Origin of the sequence: Wansuia hejianensis (assembly GCF_014337215.1) — a bacterium.
Taxonomy (GTDB): Bacteria; Bacillota; Clostridia; order Lachnospirales; family Lachnospiraceae; genus Scatomonas; species Scatomonas hejianensis.
On record NZ_CP060635.1, the window covers coordinates 1019685 to 1034678 of the forward strand.

Annotated in this window: 20 protein-coding genes; 10 read left to right on the forward strand and 10 right to left on the reverse strand. The window is 42.2% G+C overall.

Annotated features, from left to right (window positions below; genetic code table 11):
* Positions 1-11: 11 nt before the first annotated feature.
* The 7 genes from H9Q79_RS04650 to H9Q79_RS04680 all read left to right on the forward strand — a co-directional run bounded on the left by H9Q79_RS04650 (position 12) and on the right by H9Q79_RS04680 (position 5378).
* Positions 12-710, forward strand: a complete 699-nt coding sequence (locus tag H9Q79_RS04650; RefSeq protein WP_249329289.1) for a YggS family pyridoxal phosphate-dependent enzyme — start codon at positions 12-14, stop codon at positions 708-710.
* A 19-nt stretch (positions 711-729) separates the two neighbouring features.
* Positions 730-1299, forward strand: a complete 570-nt coding sequence (locus tag H9Q79_RS04655; RefSeq protein ID WP_118644530.1) for a cell division protein SepF — start codon at positions 730-732, stop codon at positions 1297-1299.
* 1 nt (position 1300) lies between these two features.
* The gene (locus H9Q79_RS04660; RefSeq protein WP_118644528.1) at positions 1301-2053 is read left to right on the forward strand and encodes a YlmH family RNA-binding protein; all 753 of its coding nucleotides are present in this window, start codon (positions 1301-1303) and stop codon (positions 2051-2053) included.
* Positions 2054-2083: 30 nt separating this feature from the next.
* Positions 2084-3184, forward strand: a complete 1101-nt coding sequence (gene aroB / locus H9Q79_RS04665; protein ID WP_118644526.1) for a 3-dehydroquinate synthase — start codon at positions 2084-2086, stop codon at positions 3182-3184.
* A 1-nt stretch (position 3185) separates the two neighbouring features.
* The gene (gene lspA, locus H9Q79_RS04670) at positions 3186-3707 is read left to right on the forward strand and encodes a signal peptidase II (RefSeq protein WP_118644524.1); all 522 of its coding nucleotides are present in this window, start codon (positions 3186-3188) and stop codon (positions 3705-3707) included.
* 3 nt (positions 3708-3710) lie between these two features.
* Positions 3711-4628 carry an RluA family pseudouridine synthase gene (locus tag H9Q79_RS04675; RefSeq protein WP_118644522.1) on the forward strand — a complete coding sequence of 306 codons (918 nt, stop codon included), beginning with the start codon at positions 3711-3713 and terminating at the stop codon, positions 4626-4628.
* A 93-nt stretch (positions 4629-4721) separates the two neighbouring features.
* Positions 4722-5378: a cytidylate kinase-like family protein gene (locus H9Q79_RS04680; RefSeq protein WP_118644520.1), complete on the forward strand. Its 657-nt coding sequence runs from the start codon at positions 4722-4724 to the stop codon at positions 5376-5378.
* A gap of 80 nt (positions 5379-5458) precedes the next feature.
* On the opposite strand, the gene H9Q79_RS04685 is transcribed toward H9Q79_RS04680, so the two are convergent.
* Positions 5459-6193 carry a tRNA 2-thiocytidine biosynthesis TtcA family protein gene (locus H9Q79_RS04685; protein WP_249329290.1) on the reverse strand — a complete coding sequence of 245 codons (735 nt, stop codon included), beginning with the start codon at positions 6191-6193 and terminating at the stop codon, positions 5459-5461.
* A 178-nt stretch (positions 6194-6371) separates the two neighbouring features.
* Between H9Q79_RS04685 and H9Q79_RS04690 the strand changes: the two genes are divergently transcribed.
* Positions 6372-7709 (forward strand): AI-2E family transporter, encoded by a 1338-nt coding sequence (locus H9Q79_RS04690; RefSeq protein WP_249329291.1) that lies wholly within the window; start codon positions 6372-6374, stop codon positions 7707-7709.
* A gap of 169 nt (positions 7710-7878) precedes the next feature.
* On the opposite strand, the gene H9Q79_RS04695 is transcribed toward H9Q79_RS04690, so the two are convergent.
* Together H9Q79_RS04695 and H9Q79_RS04700 are read right to left on the reverse strand one after the other, a co-directional pair.
* Positions 7879-8946: a tyrosine-type recombinase/integrase gene (locus H9Q79_RS04695; RefSeq protein ID WP_249329292.1), complete on the reverse strand. Its 1068-nt coding sequence runs from the start codon at positions 8944-8946 to the stop codon at positions 7879-7881.
* Between the two features lie 358 nt (positions 8947-9304).
* The gene (locus H9Q79_RS04700; protein ID WP_118644516.1) at positions 9305-9490 is read right to left on the reverse strand and encodes a hypothetical protein; all 186 of its coding nucleotides are present in this window, start codon (positions 9488-9490) and stop codon (positions 9305-9307) included.
* 159 nt (positions 9491-9649) lie between these two features.
* On the opposite strand from H9Q79_RS04700, the gene H9Q79_RS04705 reads away from it, so the two are divergent.
* Positions 9650-9826 carry a hypothetical protein gene (locus H9Q79_RS04705; RefSeq protein WP_249329293.1) on the forward strand — a complete coding sequence of 59 codons (177 nt, stop codon included), beginning with the start codon at positions 9650-9652 and terminating at the stop codon, positions 9824-9826.
* Positions 9827-9839: 13 nt separating this feature from the next.
* Positions 9840-10100, forward strand: a complete 261-nt coding sequence (locus tag H9Q79_RS04710; RefSeq protein ID WP_118644514.1) for a hypothetical protein — start codon at positions 9840-9842, stop codon at positions 10098-10100.
* 79 nt (positions 10101-10179) lie between these two features.
* On the opposite strand, the gene H9Q79_RS04715 is transcribed toward H9Q79_RS04710, so the two are convergent.
* From H9Q79_RS04715 to H9Q79_RS04745, 7 genes are all read right to left on the reverse strand, one after another.
* A complete protein-coding gene (locus tag H9Q79_RS04715; protein ID WP_118644512.1) occupies positions 10180-10953 on the reverse strand; it encodes a rolling circle replication-associated protein in 774 nt (257 codons plus the stop codon).
* 93 nt (positions 10954-11046) lie between these two features.
* Positions 11047-11760: a zonular occludens toxin domain-containing protein gene (locus H9Q79_RS04720; RefSeq protein WP_118644510.1), complete on the reverse strand. Its 714-nt coding sequence runs from the start codon at positions 11758-11760 to the stop codon at positions 11047-11049.
* Between the two features lie 13 nt (positions 11761-11773).
* Positions 11774-11995, reverse strand: coding sequence for a hypothetical protein (locus H9Q79_RS04725; RefSeq protein WP_118644508.1), 222 nt, complete (start codon positions 11993-11995; stop codon positions 11774-11776).
* 4 nt (positions 11996-11999) lie between these two features.
* A complete protein-coding gene (locus H9Q79_RS04730) occupies positions 12000-13568 on the reverse strand; it encodes a hypothetical protein (RefSeq protein ID WP_118644506.1) in 1569 nt (522 codons plus the stop codon).
* Positions 13569-13626: 58 nt separating this feature from the next.
* On the reverse strand, positions 13627-13791 hold the full coding sequence (locus H9Q79_RS04735; protein ID WP_249329294.1) for a major coat protein: 165 nt from the start codon (positions 13789-13791) through the stop codon (positions 13627-13629).
* A 167-nt stretch (positions 13792-13958) separates the two neighbouring features.
* Complete coding sequence (locus H9Q79_RS04740; protein WP_118644504.1) at positions 13959-14270, reverse strand: hypothetical protein; 312 nt, start codon at positions 14268-14270, stop codon at positions 13959-13961.
* A gap of 142 nt (positions 14271-14412) precedes the next feature.
* Positions 14413-14658 carry a hypothetical protein gene (locus tag H9Q79_RS04745; RefSeq protein ID WP_147371438.1) on the reverse strand — a complete coding sequence of 82 codons (246 nt, stop codon included), beginning with the start codon at positions 14656-14658 and terminating at the stop codon, positions 14413-14415.
* Positions 14659-14994 lie beyond the last annotated feature (336 nt).

Sequence of the window (14994 nt, forward strand, 5' to 3'; positions counted from 1 at the left end):
AGGAATTGAACATGCTGCAGGAAAATTATGAAACAGTTGAACAAAAGATCCGGGAAGCTTGCGACAGATGCGGCAGAGAACGCAGCGAGGTAACGCTGATTGCAGTCAGCAAGACCAAACCGGTAGAGATGCTTCAGGAAATCTATGATTTGAACCAGCGGGACTTTGGAGAGAACAAAGTACAGGAGCTGACTGGAAAATACGAAGTGATGCCAAAAGATATCCGCTGGCATCTGATCGGACATCTTCAACAGAACAAAGTAAAATATATTGTAGATAAAGCCTGTCTGATCCATTCCGTGGATTCTCTCCGTCTGGCCGAAACCATCAATAAGGAAGCCGGCAAGCACAACTGTACAGTCCCTGTGCTGATAGAAGTCAATGTAGCTGAAGAGGAAAGCAAATTCGGGGTAAAAGTATCTGAGACACTGCCTCTCATAGAGGCGATTTCATTGCTTCCTGGAATATCTGTCCAGGGCCTGATGACAATAGCACCATATGTTACCGATCCGGAAGAAAATCGGCCTGTTTTCAAAAAATTAAAGGAATTAAGTGTTGACATTGAGAACAAAAACATTAATAATGTTACTATGAGTGTTTTGAGTATGGGAATGACTGGTGATTACGAAGTTGCTATCGAGGAAGGTGCCACCATGGTCCGTGTAGGGACAGGCATTTTCGGTGAACGCGATTACAGCATTCAGAAATAAAATCAATAGGAGAGAAATCATGAGTGTTTTGGACAAGTTTTTAGATGCAATCCGTTTGAATGATGACTACGATGAAGATGATGAGTTTTTTGATGACGATGATATAGATGAAATGGATGAAGCTCCAAAGCCTAAGAAACGTTTTTTCAAAAAGATGGCCGACGATGATCTGGATGATGATGAAGAATACAGGCCTAAGAAACAGGCGTCCAAGGTCGCTTCCACCCCCGTCAAGCAGGTGAAGCAGCCAAAAACCGCCGTTTCTTCCAAAGTTACACCCATGCGCAAGCGGGCTTCCAACAGCGGAATGGAGGTCTGTGTGATCAAACCTTCCTCAATGGAAGATACCCGGGAGATCGCCGACACACTGCTGGCTAATTGTACGGTTGTGCTGAATCTGGAGGGAATAGACGTGGAAGTGGCTCAGAGAATTATTGATTTCTCTTCCGGTGCCTGTTACTCCATCAACGGAAGCCTGCAGAAGGTTTCCAGCTATATCTTTATTCTGACCCCTGCCAGCGTTGAGATATCCGGCGATATCCAGGATATTCTGAACGGCGCGATACCGTCGATCCGTACAGAGTTTTGACATGGAACGTGAAGAACTGTTTTGCAGAAGAATGGAAGAACTGGCAGATGCCGCTTACAGCAGGGGCATTGTAACTTTCAGCGATTTTCTGGATTTATATGAACTTCATATGATACATGGCATAGACTGGAGGGGACACGGCGTCACTGTCGCTCACTCTGGAGGCTATGATTCGGCAGAGCGTCAGATAGCAGCATTTCTTCCTGATGCTCTGCTCTTTGAGTGGCAATATCCCTGGAAGTGTCTGAAAGTATTGCCGGCTGCGCCTAAGTTTGCAGAGACTCTGACCCATAGAGACTATCTGGGATCCATCCTGGGTCTCGGTATTGAACGCTGCAAAATCGGTGATATCTTAGTGAAAGGAAATGAAGCCTGCTTTTTCTGTCAGGAAAGAATGGCTGATTTTCTGCTGCAAGAGCTGAGGACCGTCCGGCATACGTCTGTTACCGTAGAAGCTTGCGATTTCCAGGAACAGGGCTTTCGGCCCGAAGAGGAAGAGATTACGGGAACAGTCGCCTCTGTTCGGCTAGATTCAGTGATTTCCCTGGCGTTTAGCATATCCCGCTCTTCCACCGCGCCACTGATTGAAGGGGGGAAGGTATTTGTGAACGGAAAGCTCATCACATCAAATGGCTACCATTTGAATGAAGGAGATCTCATCTCTGTCCGCGGACAGGGCAAATTCCGTTATGGTTCCATGATGAATCAGACAAAAAAGGGCAGAAAGCTGATCAATTTATTCCGCTATATTTAGTTTTCAACGTGTAATAAGGAGGAGAAGAGCATGGAGTCTCTAATTGTACAGCGTGAACATGAAGGTCTTGAGTTTTCCTATGAGATCATTTGGGAACGTGGTTTTGATGGGCTTTCCGGGGCGCTGGACAGGCTGCGGCTGCCATACAGGAAAATCTGTATTGTCTCAGACCACAATGTGGCGGAGCTTTATTTAAAAGATGTAGAGCGGGCGCTTTCGTCAACAGGCTGCCCGGTAAGTGCCTTTGTTTTTCCCGCAGGAGAGGAGCATAAAAATCTTAGTACAGTGCAAGAACTGTATCGATACCTGATTGAAAACAGATTTGAACGCAAGGATCTCCTTGTCGCCCTGGGCGGCGGCGTCGTAGGGGATTTGACTGGATTTGCGGCTGCTACTTATTTACGTGGAATTGCTTTCATCCAGGTCCCAACCACATTGCTGGCTCAGGTGGACAGCAGCGTCGGAGGAAAGACGGGCGTGGATTTCGATAAATATAAGAATATGGTGGGCGCGTTTTATCAGCCGAGACTAGTCTATATGAACAGCGAAACTCTGAAAACTTTGCCTTGCGATCAGTTCGCTTCTGGAATGGGGGAAGTGCTGAAAACGGGACTTATACGTAATCGTGACTTTTATGGCTGGATCATTGAACAGCAGGCGCAGATTGAGCTGCGAAATCCGGAAACGATGGATCATCTGATCCGGGAATGCTGCAGAGTGAAAGCTGCCGTGGTAGAAGAGGACCCTAAAGAACAGGGGGTGCGGGCAATCTTGAACCTGGGCCATACACTCGGGCACGCCATAGAAAAGCTGATGAATTTCCAGATGCTGCACGGTCAGTGTGTGGCGGTAGGAACCGTAGGAGCCGCCTACCTCTCATACAGGCGGGGGTACCTGACTGAGGAAGAATACCTTCAGATCGTCCGTACAAATCTTGCATTCCGGCTTCCTGTGTCAGTCCGGGGATTGAAACAGGAAGATATCCTGGGGGCAACGAAATCCGACAAAAAAATGGAAGAGGGCAAGATAAAATTCGTTCTGTTAAAAAATATCGGGGAAGCAGTCCTGGACCGGTCGGTTACCGATCAGGAATTACTTGATACCATCGCTATACTGAATGAGGAAGCATAATATGGAAAAAAACAAAAACACATTCATCAGTGCATCATTAGTGTTAGCAGGGCTCGCCGCACTGATCGGCCTGGACCAGTGGACAAAGCATCTGGCAGTTCTTTTTCTGAAAGGAAAAGATCCTGTAATTCTGATTCCCGGAGTCCTTCAGCTTCAATATCTGGAGAACCGCGGCGCGGCTTTTGGAATGCTGCAGAACAAGCAGTGGATTTTCTGGATCCTGACCGCCGCTTTTCTGGTTGTTGCGGTTATATTCTATATAAAAATACCGAAAACAAAACGGTATGTACCGCTCATTACCACTGCAGTTGTCCTGGTGGCAGGTGCTGTCGGCAATTTTATCGACCGCCTGGCCAATCAATATGTGGTAGATTTCGTCTATTTTTCACTGATTGATTTTCCGATCTTTAACACAGCGGATATTTATGTGACGCTTTCGGTGATCGTACTTTTGATACTGATATTCTTTTATTATAAAGAAGAAGATTTTAAATTTATCATGAAAAAGAAATCCGGAGAATAATATATGGAAGTCGTTACATTTACAGTAGAGGCGAGTGATGAGGGGACGCGGATTGACAGCTATCTCGCTCAGGAGCTTAATTCCCTTTCTCGTTCTTATCTACAGAAAATACTGAAGGGCGGCGGTGTGACCGCAGACGGGCAACAGGTGAAAGCCAATTACCGCGTCCGGGAAGATGAACAGATCATTCTCATGATTCCAGAGGAACAGGAGCCGGATATACTCCCGGAAAATATTCCTCTGGATATTTTATATGAAGATGAAGAACTTCTGGTAGTCAATAAACCGAAAGATATGGTTGTCCATCCCGCGGCCGGGCATTACCAGCACACGCTGGTAAATGCGTTGATGTTCTATTGTAAGGGAAGGCTGTCCGGAATCAACGGTATGCTCCGACCAGGCATTGTGCACCGGATTGACAAAGACACCACAGGAACTCTGGTTGTCTGTAAGACTGACAGAGCGCACCAGGCGCTGGCTTCACAGCTGGCTGTTCACAGCATTACCCGGAAATACCGGGCAATTATCCATGGAACTCTTTCCGAAGACCAGCTTACCATAGAGGGGCCCATCGGCCGTCATCCGACGGAACGAAAGAAAATGGCTGTTAATTTAAAAAACGGAAAACCGGCGGTAACACACGTAAGCGTCCTCGGGCATTTCAAAGGCTATTCTTACATCGAATGTGTCCTGGAGACTGGTAGAACCCATCAGATACGGGTTCATCTGGCAAGTATCGGCCATCCGCTTCTGGGAGACGTGCTATATGGGCCGAAAAAGTGCCCATTTTCCGGCCTTCAGGGCCAGACCCTCCACGCGATGGTGTTAGGCTTCCAGCACCCTGTGAGCGGAAACTACATGGAATTCACAGCACCGCTTCCAGAATATTTTCAGAAATTGCTGATAAAATTAGGCTGCTGAAAAAACATTCATGATTTTTCTATTACTGTACAATTTTCTGATTTTGTATTATAATGAAAACAAGACAAATGTATATAGAAGGGAGGCGTCTTTATGAATACTATATTAACGATCGGACGGCAATATGGAAGTGCAGGACATCAGATCGGACAAGAACTTGCAAAACAGCTGAATATACCCTGCTATGACAAAGAGCTTCTGGACCGGGCGGCAAAGGACAGTGGCCTGTGCAAGGAAGTTTTTGAGAACCATGACGAGAAACCCACGAACAGTTTCCTCTATTCACTGGTAATGGATACTTATTCTTACGGCTATTCTTCCAGTGTCTTATCAGATATGCCCCTGAACCAGAAGGTTTTTCTGGCTCAGTTTGACAGCATTAAAAAGCTGGCGCAAGAGGGGCCTTGTGTGATCATAGGAAGATGCGCAGATTATGCATTGGAGGATAATCCTAACTGCCTCAGTGTTTTTATTCATGCTGATCTCGATAAACGAATACGGAGGATCGCAAGGCTTTACAGCCTGACCGATGCCAAGGCAAAGGATAAAATCATCAAGACTGACAAACGCCGGGCCAGCTACTATAACTATTATACAAGCAAAAAATGGGGCGATCTGGATAGCTATAATCTGTCGCTGGACAGCGGCCTTCTCGGTATTGACGGAACAGTCTCCATGCTGAAATACGCTATAGACCTGAAAGAAAAAAACTGTAAGAAAAAAATATTTGACTGTGAACCTAAAGTCTGAGAAAGAGCTCAGTTCGTATCCAAGGACTGCTGCGAATCATTTACTGTGATAAGCGGCGGTCCTTTTATTGCACTTTCCGGTCAGCGCCTGCGCGGAACGCGTTCCGGCCATCCGGATATATTTCCATTCAGTATGGCAGAAAACATCCGGTCTTTTACTCCAGGGTCCCTTTGATTAAGTGAGGCCAGAAGTTCTTTGGCATACTGGCGTTTTGTATAGCCGTCTGCCGGGCAGGGATTTTTCTGTATGGGCAGTTCATATCGGTTTTTAAAACCAATCACATCTGCTTCACTGACAAACATCATCGGGCGTATGACTGTCAGATCCATCCGATCCAGATAGGTCCTGGGAGAAAAGCAGTGGAAACGTCCCTCATAGATCAGCGAAAGCAGCATTGTTTCCACAAGATCATCTCGGTGATGGGCATAAGCAACCTTATTGCAGCCCAGCTCCTTTACCGCCTGGTTCAGGGCTCCTTTGCGCATTTTGGCGCAGAGAGAGCAGGGGTTTTCCTCTTTTCGTTCCTGAAAGATGATCCTGGCAATCTCAGTCCGGACCACGGTATACGGCACTCCCAGTGTATCACAGACTTTTGCTATCTCTTCGAAATCCGATTCCTGAAATCCAAGATCCACTGTAACGGCACGAAGTAAAAAGGATTTTGGATAAAAACGCTTCAGACCGTGAAGCGCATAGAGCAGTGTCAGACTGTCTTTTCCGCCGGATACCCCGACCGCAATCTGATCCCCTTCCTCTATCATCTGATATTCATCTACAGCCTTCCTGGTCAGGCTCAATAATTGCTGCAATTTCATATTTTAAACCTCCGAAATAAAGACGATACTTATTATATAAGATTTTATCTAATTTGTAAATTGAGTTTCATAATTATTCATACTTAGGACATAATTCGCGGAGGAGTTTGTGGTATAATGGGCGTTAGCGGGTTAAAGCAAGCCAGCATATTTTATAAATCAACCGGGGAGACAGAACATGAAGTTTAAACCTGAAAGAAAACACTTACAATGGGGAATAACGGCATTTTTAGTGATTGCCGCAGCTATTTTATTTTACTATGTCATATTTCATATGGGCTCTTTGAAAAGCGGAATCAGCCTTCTGTTCAGTATCCTGACGCCTTTGATATACGGCGCGGTGATCGCTTATTTATTCTGGCCTCTTGTAAAATTGTTTGAGCGAAAAGTGTTTTTTCCTCTTTTCTCTAAAATGAAGGTTACCTTTAAGAAAAAAGGGCAGAAGGTCATCCGGCTCGTCAGCATTCTGCTGACTCTTTTTCTCATAATACTCGGTATCTATATTTTAATGGCCATGCTGATTCCTCAGATCATTAACAGCATCATGAACATAGCTGATAATTTTCCGCGCTATATAGACAATATCCAGACCTGGCTGTCCGATATGCTGAAAGAGCATCCAGACATGCAGACAAGCGTGAATGACATGATCAACAGCCTTTCCGTAAAGGCCGAAGACTGGATGACGCATGATCTCGTCCCACAGTTGAACAGTCTGCTGAAGGATCTGTCTTCAGGCCTGATGGGAATTGTTAATTTTCTGAAGAATTTAATACTGGGCCTGATCGTTTCCATCTATATCCTGCTCAGCAAGGAATCAATCACGGGAAATATCAAGAAAGGCCTTTACGCACTTTTTAAACCAGAACGCGCCAATCATATCATCAAAGATATCCGTTACATTGATAAGACCTTTGGCGGCTATATTATAGGAATGCTACTGGATTCACTGAATATTGCGGTCCTCTGTTATATTGGGACAACGCTGCTGGGAATGCCCTATTCAATCTTTATCAGTGTAATTGTCGGAGTGACGAACGTAATCCCATTTTTTGGACCCTACCTGGGCGCTATTCCCAGTGCCATATTAATTTTTATGGTCGATCCGATTCAGGCACTGTACTTTATCATATTTATTTTCATCCTGCAGCAGATCGACGGGAATTTTATCGCACCCAGAATTATCGGGGACTCCACAGGCATGAGCCCTCTGATGGTTCTCGCTGCAATCATGATCGGCGGTGGAATGTTCGGCATACCCGGAATGGTAATCGGTGTTCCTGTATTTGCGATCATCTGCACAATCATACGTAATTATGTAGGGAGCCTGCTCAGGAAGAAAAAACTACCGACCGATCATTCCCTCTATACGAATGTCGATCATGTGGATTCTGACACGAATGAAATTATATATTCTAATACAAAAAAAGACGTAACATCAGATGAGGTATTCTGCTTTGACTTTGACGAAGAAACATCTTCCAGCTCTAAAATTGACAAAAACGGGAAAGAGTGAAGCAGTAAAAAATAATTTTGCTGCTGTAAACTCTTTTAATATCTGATTGAGTGATTTATATCCATAAAGACCATAATATATAGTAACTAATCGGAGAATCCAGCCGAAAGGATTACATAAATATATTATGTAATCCTTTCGGCTGCTTTATGGTCATTCACTTTAACCCTTATTTTTCTGCTTCTCTGAGCTGGACTGCTGTTGCAGCTTTTCGCCGTCTTGATTCATTCATAGCTGCATAGTGTTTCTTTGTCGTATTTACATCCTTATGTCCAAGTACATCAGCAACCAGATAGATATCGCCTGTTTCCTCATACAACGCTGTGCCGTAAGTGCTGCGCAGCTTATGCGGGGTAATCTTTTTAGCCGTAGTCACTCGGCTGGCATATTTTTTGACCAGATTTTCTACGGTTTTCACATTAATCCGTTTCTTCTGCGAGGAGTAGAAGAGTGCGTGTTCATGGCCGGCCACAGGAGTGATTCCAGAACGGATTTCCATGTAATCCTTCAAAGCCTTCTCAACCTCAGGCCCAAAATAAACAATCATTTCATTTCCGCCTTTACGTACAACGCGGATCCCATTATTCCTGAAATCTACATCTTCCAGATCCAGGCCGACACATTCTGAAACTCGAACGCCCGTTCCGAGCAGGAGAGTGATAATCGCAAGATCTCTGTATTTTGTCTTTTCATAATATTTTCTCTGATGCGGCGTCATGGTACTTCCGCAGGACTCTACAAAATCCAGCAGCTTGGCAACCTCATCCGCTTCGAGACGGATAATTTCCTTTTGATGAAGTTTGGGCATATCAATCAAGAGCGTAGGGTTAGTTTGGATTAGTTCGTGTTTGTAATAATATGCATAAAAGGTACGCAGTGCTGATAATTTACGTTTAATGCCTTTTTCGCCGTTTGTTATATACTCATCAGATTCTGGAGGCTGGTACGCCTTCAGATATTCAATATATTCCTCCAGATCAAGCGCTGTAATCTGGTCCAGGACATCAGGAGTAAGCGTATCTGCTGATGAATTCCTGAAAACAGGATTTTCCTCCAGAAGAAACTGAAAAAAGATACGGATATCATAGGCGTATTTAATACGCGTACTGGTGGATGTGGTTGTGCTGATGGCCCGGAAAAAATCTTTTGAAAATTCAGGAAGAGTCTTCAAAACTTCCCGAAGCTTCAGAGTGTTTTCCATATCTGTCTGTTCGTGATAGGTGACGCGTTTATCCATGGTTAAACCTCCAAACCGTTAGAATAGAAGAAAGCATATTACAATATATAAAGCTCAGTGTTATATAGGTTATATTATTCCACCACAAAACTATTCGGAAAACACAGTGTGGCATTTTTCGAAAGCGAAGGATTCCCGAAGCGGTAGTTCTGACGTGCGACCTTTATTTCCCATGGGAGCACGGCGGTCAGAACTATTTGAAAAATCCTTGTTTTCCGAAAGCGGAGCGGTAGTTGCTCACAACCAGAACATATATTCTGGCAAGCGTCTTCCTGAATAGTTAAATTTACTATTCAGTATAAACGCTTAAAAATAGATTGTCAAACTATCCATTTTACCATATATAATTATCCAAATCTTAATTACCCAATTCTTCAACAGTTACACTTAAAACAAGTTGCAAACCTGGAAAACCTGAACCCAAATGTAAATAGGTATGTCCCACTTCTAAATCATTCTCAAAGCTAAAAAAAGTTTTAGACCGTTTACCGACTTTACCGCGTATATCTACACGAACAAGCTTATAATAATAAATCTTATCCATTCTTTCTTCTCCCTTTCTACCTTTTGTTTGATTAAAAAAAGTTTTCATGGTACAATATATATAGAAACTGTTTAATAACAAGTGTTAACACTTGTTATACTTATAAGATACCACATATGTTAACACTTGTCAACACCAATTTGAATGTGAGTTGATCTTATGGCATCGAAAGAAAAAATGACAGGAATTAGACTATCAAATGACCAAAATGCTAAAATCAGATATATAGCTGATTTTAACCACAGAAAACTAAATGATGAATTTAGACTTATTGTGGACAAACATATTCAAGCATTTGAATATGAACATGGTGAAATTAAAGTAGAAAAAGAATAAAGGAGGATCTTATATGTTAGAAAGAAAGGATTTAGAAGCAATAGCAAAATTAATTGATGTAAAATTAGAAAAGACCGAAAGAATACTATTAGATGAAATTGTGAGAACCCAAAACATACTAGAAGAAAAAATCAATACTGTACAAAAAAATATTGATGAATTAAAACAGTATTATAAAATCACAAGACTGGAAAGTGATAATACATCTCTGTTAATTCAAATGATTACTGAATTACAGAAGAGAGTCACAGAATTAGAATCTAAAATAGCATAAATAAAAGAGGAAACAGAATAAAAGAGATTCCAGCCAAGCGGTCGCTATTGCATACGCTCCCGATCAGCCGGAACCTCTTTTATTCTATTTCCTCTGCAGCTAGTATAAGACCATGATTTTGATAGTATTCCACAATTCGCTTCGTCAATCCCAAGTCACAGGTCACCCGCTTGAAATGTTCATGCTCTTCCTGCATCTCATAACGGAGAAGCTCGACCTCTGCCCCTTCTAAGAAATACAACTGTTCAATAGGCTTCTGAACGTTCCGAGAGCACCAGAAACGCTTCTTACCGGATGTGCTTGTGCAAAGCTCTTTTGTAATGTACTTAGTAACATACTTAGCTACCGCTTGATTATTTTGAACTTCTGTAGCAGTTGTCCATCCAAAGCCGTAATCTGTGATGTTATAAATCGGTTCCCCCTCTTTCGTGAAGTGTCCGCTGAACTGCATCTGTAGTTCTGGACAGCAGGAGAGTAGTCCATGAAAATGATATGCCCCGTCCTTATGCAGTTCCGGAACGATCAAGTATTTCATATCCGGGCATTTTCTCAATTTAAGGTTCTTAAACCATTTTGAAACTTTTTTAGAGCATTCCGCATAATCATACCGATTGACTTGTTTTGCGTCTAAAGTAAGAGTGATAAACCATTCCCAATGATTAGACTTTGACACACTGTATATAGACTGGATTGTCCTATTTTGACTATTCCTAATACTGCGTTCTATATCTGGTTCTGTATTCAGTTTTTTCTTCTCTTCTTCTTTTTTTCCACCAGTATATACAGGGTGTGAGTAGATACGTGTTTCTGTTTCCCCGTCCACATAATGCAGACATTTCACGTTATATACCATACAGCACCCCTATGTAGTTTACTTTAATACACTAAACTATTAAATAAGTTATCCACAAAGATTTTAAGACCTGAGTCTTAAGTGTTGCCATAGTCAAGTATAGGCAACACCTTCCGGCCGGCCGCTACTCGGCGGGGTCCCCATGTCCCCGTCCTGCGTGGCGTCCGTCTCTGGAGGTGCTGGCTTTTGTAATTCCTGCCCAAAAATAATATGCGTATCGTAGAGAGAGTAATATTTCTTATGACACTTGAAAAATTCACTTCCCACTTTTTCTTTCATCGGATACCAAACCTTAACACAGCAGAAGAGTTGCCCAAGTGTCAGAATGCCTAGAATTTTCCCAGCCTTTCCAAAATTGTTCACTTTCCGATGAATGTATTCATATTCAATGAGACTCCTAATCTGCCTGTCCAGCATCCGGTCAAACTGAGCTACAAGAAAAATATCATAGCCTAAATGTCTATGCTGCGTAAAAAAGGAGAGCCAGTCATTACGGCCTTTCTGGCCCCAGTCACGAGCATTAAAAAGAAGCTGTGCTTCATCAATAAAAAGCCGAAGCCGACCTTCTTTTTTACGAACAGTTAAATTAAGCTCCGAAAAATAGGAATCCGAATAGGCACGAAGAAAAGAAGGCGTAAGCTCTTCATTGTCCCTATAACAGAATTTTCCATTGTTACGATGAATTTTATTAAGATCAATTTGAAAGTTGCATATACAGGCATATCCAGCGCCCAAAGAGTTATAGATCATACGTGCGATATGCAAAGACTTTCCGCTTCCCGGAGTGCCACTGTACAGATAGATCATAGTTATTCCCCCTTTACTCAATCGCTCGAATCCAACGTAAGATAATCTGCCAAAGATAGAAGATACCAATGGCTCCCAACCAGGCAAGACCAATCGTGATAAATTCAGAGATCGGTACAAAAAAGTTAAGCCAGCCGATGTATTTATTTTCCGCAATGGCCGGGATAAACTGCCGGAATGGACTACCCGGAAGAACCGACAAAATCAAATTTAAAAATTTCCCAACAATTTCCATGCAATCACCCCTTAATAATCTGACGTGTAATCAGTATCAAACCAACTGAGAAACCAACGATCTGTAAAACTCTGAAAATCTCAATAAATTCCGAATAATCATCAAAATCAACTGTAAACGTATGATCGTAATTTACAGCGTTACCAAAATGGAATTTTACGGGGATATCGATCACAGGAGCCACCCGATTCGACTGCATAGCTTTGAGCATATCAATCAAGTCAAATGGGATGCAAAATGGAAAAAGCCCTGTCCAGTCAGCCGTATACTTTTCAGCTTCCTCCTTACTGGCTTCTCCGCCCGCTTCGCCTTCGCCCTCGGCTTCTCCGGCACCAGCCTGAGCCTGTTCAAGCGCATCTGCAATTACTTTGTCAGCCGTTCCAGCAATTGTCTGACCAGCTTCCCCAGCAATCGCACCTTCCCCATATCCAACATTTTCTTTCGCACCTTCTAAAGTTCCAGTTAATTCACCCAATAACTGACGTATTTTTGTAAGTTCAAAAGGATACAAGTAACGATCTTCGTCAGTAATATCCAAACCGATTGGAATATCATAGGCACCACCACTTATTAATCGTTCCCACAAATTCGTTCCCGGAATAAAATTATCGCCTGATAATGCATCAGGATTTATAAGGCGTGGTAAATCGTCATAACCATCGGGGATATCAGGTACAAGCACACTAGAGCCTGTCCATGCACTCGCATATTGACCAGCAATCATACTATTTGCACAAAAAGAATCCATATTAAAATTGTGTACATATGTATTCCCAGAATCAGTAACATAATAATTCCCATACTTTAAAACATAAGTATTGTAATCAGATGTAATGACAGATTCATATGTTTTTTTATTTATGCGTTTAACACTAATTTTTCCGCCATAAAATGTACCACTAAGCATATTTACGGTAGTACCAGCAGGATAATAAACACCAGTAATGCTATTATTACCATAATACGGCACTCCTTTAGAAGACTGTACAAAAGAATAAGAACCATCAGAGCTTAAAGACAAATAATAATAAGGACACTCTGAAAACGGAAGAAAATAAGAATTATTCTTAGTAGCTTGAAAGAAAGACGATACTGTATCATTAAGTAAAGCATCATTCGGCAAAATACCGCCACCTTGATAAATCATATTTATTGCCCGTTTCAGTGCACTTGTTACATTCGCAACAGGTGCAGATTTAAGATCAATCTTTCCCGTAGCATCAATCTGAGCTTGTATCGCGTCCATATCTTCTGTAAGCGTTCCACCATCTTCTTTGGAGGGAGCTTCAACAGGTTTCAAAACGCCACCTTCTTCTGTATACTCCCTGATATATTGTTCCTGGCTTAACCAGTATAATTGCTGTTCCGCAATAGCATCATCAAAAGCTCCAAGATCATTTACAAGATAATCGGTAGTCATAACAACGCCGCTGGCTATCAGGATCGACCATATAATTTCTATCGCTGAGACTGTCGCAGTAACAACAAAAGCTTTTGTTTTAACAGCAGTACCAAAAACAGCAGTAACACCAATAAAACATGCTAAAAACATTGCAATTATGCGTTTTTTCATTGCCATACCTCCTAAAAAAATAAAGGGGGGATTTCTCCCCCCCTTAAGCGAGAAACGCTTAGGCTTTGCCAGTAATCTTCTTAAAGATCTTGATACCGATAACCACGACCATAACGCCGCCGACAATCGGAAGGGCAATAGGCAGTACACTGGAGATAATTCCAGTCAGTTCACTTCCTACAGATGTAAAGGAAGTTGTGAGAGCCGTTGAGATTGCTTCCATACCTTTTTCTCCTTTCGTTTATTTAAGCTACCTGTTTAAAGATTTTTATTATTCCATTGACCGCAAGACCAACCACAAAGGGAAAACAACCCAGCAAAAAGCCAATGGGAATAAACGATAATATGTAAGACATTAAATCAGATAAAGAATATAGTTCCTGCACCTTGTCACCCCCTAAAAAACCTAGATAGGATAGAAGAGAGGATGCAACCGATCAAAACCGCCAGAAGAACAGAAGAGCAGATGCCCAACGTCTGAATATTGCTCACCATGTTATCCATGTGAATCACGGCAGTTTCAATTACAACATCATGTTTATGAATCTCTTCTAGAAGTTCCTGAAGATCAGGTGTATCTGTTACATCTGATGTATCCTTAGTGTCAGTAGTGGCACCAGTAGTTTTTAAAGCGTCCCCATCGTCCGAAGCAGAAGAGGAAGAAAGAACAGATTGATCCTTAACAATATTTTCATCATCCAAAACCAAACCCCCTTGTAATCAAGCAGGAATCGCCCAGAGTGCTGATTCCTGCAATGAACCAGTATCTTTATTAGTGGAAGCTGTCAAGGGTGCTACGCACAAATTTGTGCCAAATTTGCAAGCCCCTGACAGCGGGAGAAGACTACTTTTTAATAGGCTGTACATCCATTAGACGCAATGACCTGTACTGAGAATTATAATCCAATGACACCTTGCATTCTGTCATTGGCGGTACGATTTCCAGATTGTTAAAAACCTGCTCAGTCGTGTATAAAGTGACTGTATCTGTCCCCTGCATAAACAGGACAGTATAATTGATTTTATTCGGGTCTTTAATTCCCGGCTTCGATTCTCTGTTTAAATAGTTTGCATTCATGGTTAACTTCATAATTTTTCCTTCTTTCTTTTTGATTTTTGATATAATAAAAGAGACATAGATATAACATATAGTCACATCTATGTCTCTAAATATTAATACAACTATTCGGAAAACACAGGTTTTTCGAATAGTTGAGCCGATGATTAATAATCATAACACAATCACGCCTCAATCGTCAATTGTAACTTTCAGATCGCCGCTTTTATAACAACTCCATCCAGTTTCTTTAAACTACTCTAAGACAAATAGCCAATTGTTTCTTACCGCAAGGCAATTGGAAGACTTTTCTGAAGGGCCCTTCTCTAAGGGTCCTGTAGGTTGTTTTGGACTGTTTAAATACACAAA

Coding starts and splice junctions, on each gene's coding strand:
- H9Q79_RS04650 (WP_249329289.1), top strand. CDS start 12: ATGCTGCAGGAAAATTATGAAACAGTTGAACAAAAGATCCGGGAAGCT.
- H9Q79_RS04655 (WP_118644530.1), top strand. CDS start 730: ATGAGTGTTTTGGACAAGTTTTTAGATGCAATCCGTTTGAATGATGAC.
- H9Q79_RS04660 (WP_118644528.1), top strand. CDS start 1,301: ATGGAACGTGAAGAACTGTTTTGCAGAAGAATGGAAGAACTGGCAGAT.
- aroB (WP_118644526.1), top strand. CDS start 2,084: ATGGAGTCTCTAATTGTACAGCGTGAACATGAAGGTCTTGAGTTTTCC.
- lspA (WP_118644524.1), top strand. CDS start 3,186: ATGGAAAAAAACAAAAACACATTCATCAGTGCATCATTAGTGTTAGCA.
- H9Q79_RS04675 (WP_118644522.1), top strand. CDS start 3,711: ATGGAAGTCGTTACATTTACAGTAGAGGCGAGTGATGAGGGGACGCGG.
- H9Q79_RS04680 (WP_118644520.1), top strand. CDS start 4,722: ATGAATACTATATTAACGATCGGACGGCAATATGGAAGTGCAGGACAT.
- H9Q79_RS04685 (WP_249329290.1), bottom strand. CDS start 6,193: ATGAAATTGCAGCAATTATTGAGCCTGACCAGGAAGGCTGTAGATGAA.
- H9Q79_RS04690 (WP_249329291.1), top strand. CDS start 6,372: ATGAAGTTTAAACCTGAAAGAAAACACTTACAATGGGGAATAACGGCA.
- H9Q79_RS04695 (WP_249329292.1), bottom strand. CDS start 8,946: ATGGATAAACGCGTCACCTATCACGAACAGACAGATATGGAAAACACT.
- H9Q79_RS04700 (WP_118644516.1), bottom strand. CDS start 9,490: ATGGATAAGATTTATTATTATAAGCTTGTTCGTGTAGATATACGCGGT.
- H9Q79_RS04705 (WP_249329293.1), top strand. CDS start 9,650: ATGGCATCGAAAGAAAAAATGACAGGAATTAGACTATCAAATGACCAA.
- H9Q79_RS04710 (WP_118644514.1), top strand. CDS start 9,840: ATGTTAGAAAGAAAGGATTTAGAAGCAATAGCAAAATTAATTGATGTA.
- H9Q79_RS04715 (WP_118644512.1), bottom strand. CDS start 10,953: ATGGTATATAACGTGAAATGTCTGCATTATGTGGACGGGGAAACAGAA.
- H9Q79_RS04720 (WP_118644510.1), bottom strand. CDS start 11,760: ATGATCTATCTGTACAGTGGCACTCCGGGAAGCGGAAAGTCTTTGCAT.
- H9Q79_RS04725 (WP_118644508.1), bottom strand. CDS start 11,995: ATGGAAATTGTTGGGAAATTTTTAAATTTGATTTTGTCGGTTCTTCCG.
- H9Q79_RS04730 (WP_118644506.1), bottom strand. CDS start 13,568: ATGAAAAAACGCATAATTGCAATGTTTTTAGCATGTTTTATTGGTGTT.
- H9Q79_RS04735 (WP_249329294.1), bottom strand. CDS start 13,791: ATGGAAGCAATCTCAACGGCTCTCACAACTTCCTTTACATCTGTAGGA.
- H9Q79_RS04745 (WP_147371438.1), bottom strand. CDS start 14,658: ATGAAGTTAACCATGAATGCAAACTATTTAAACAGAGAATCGAAGCCG.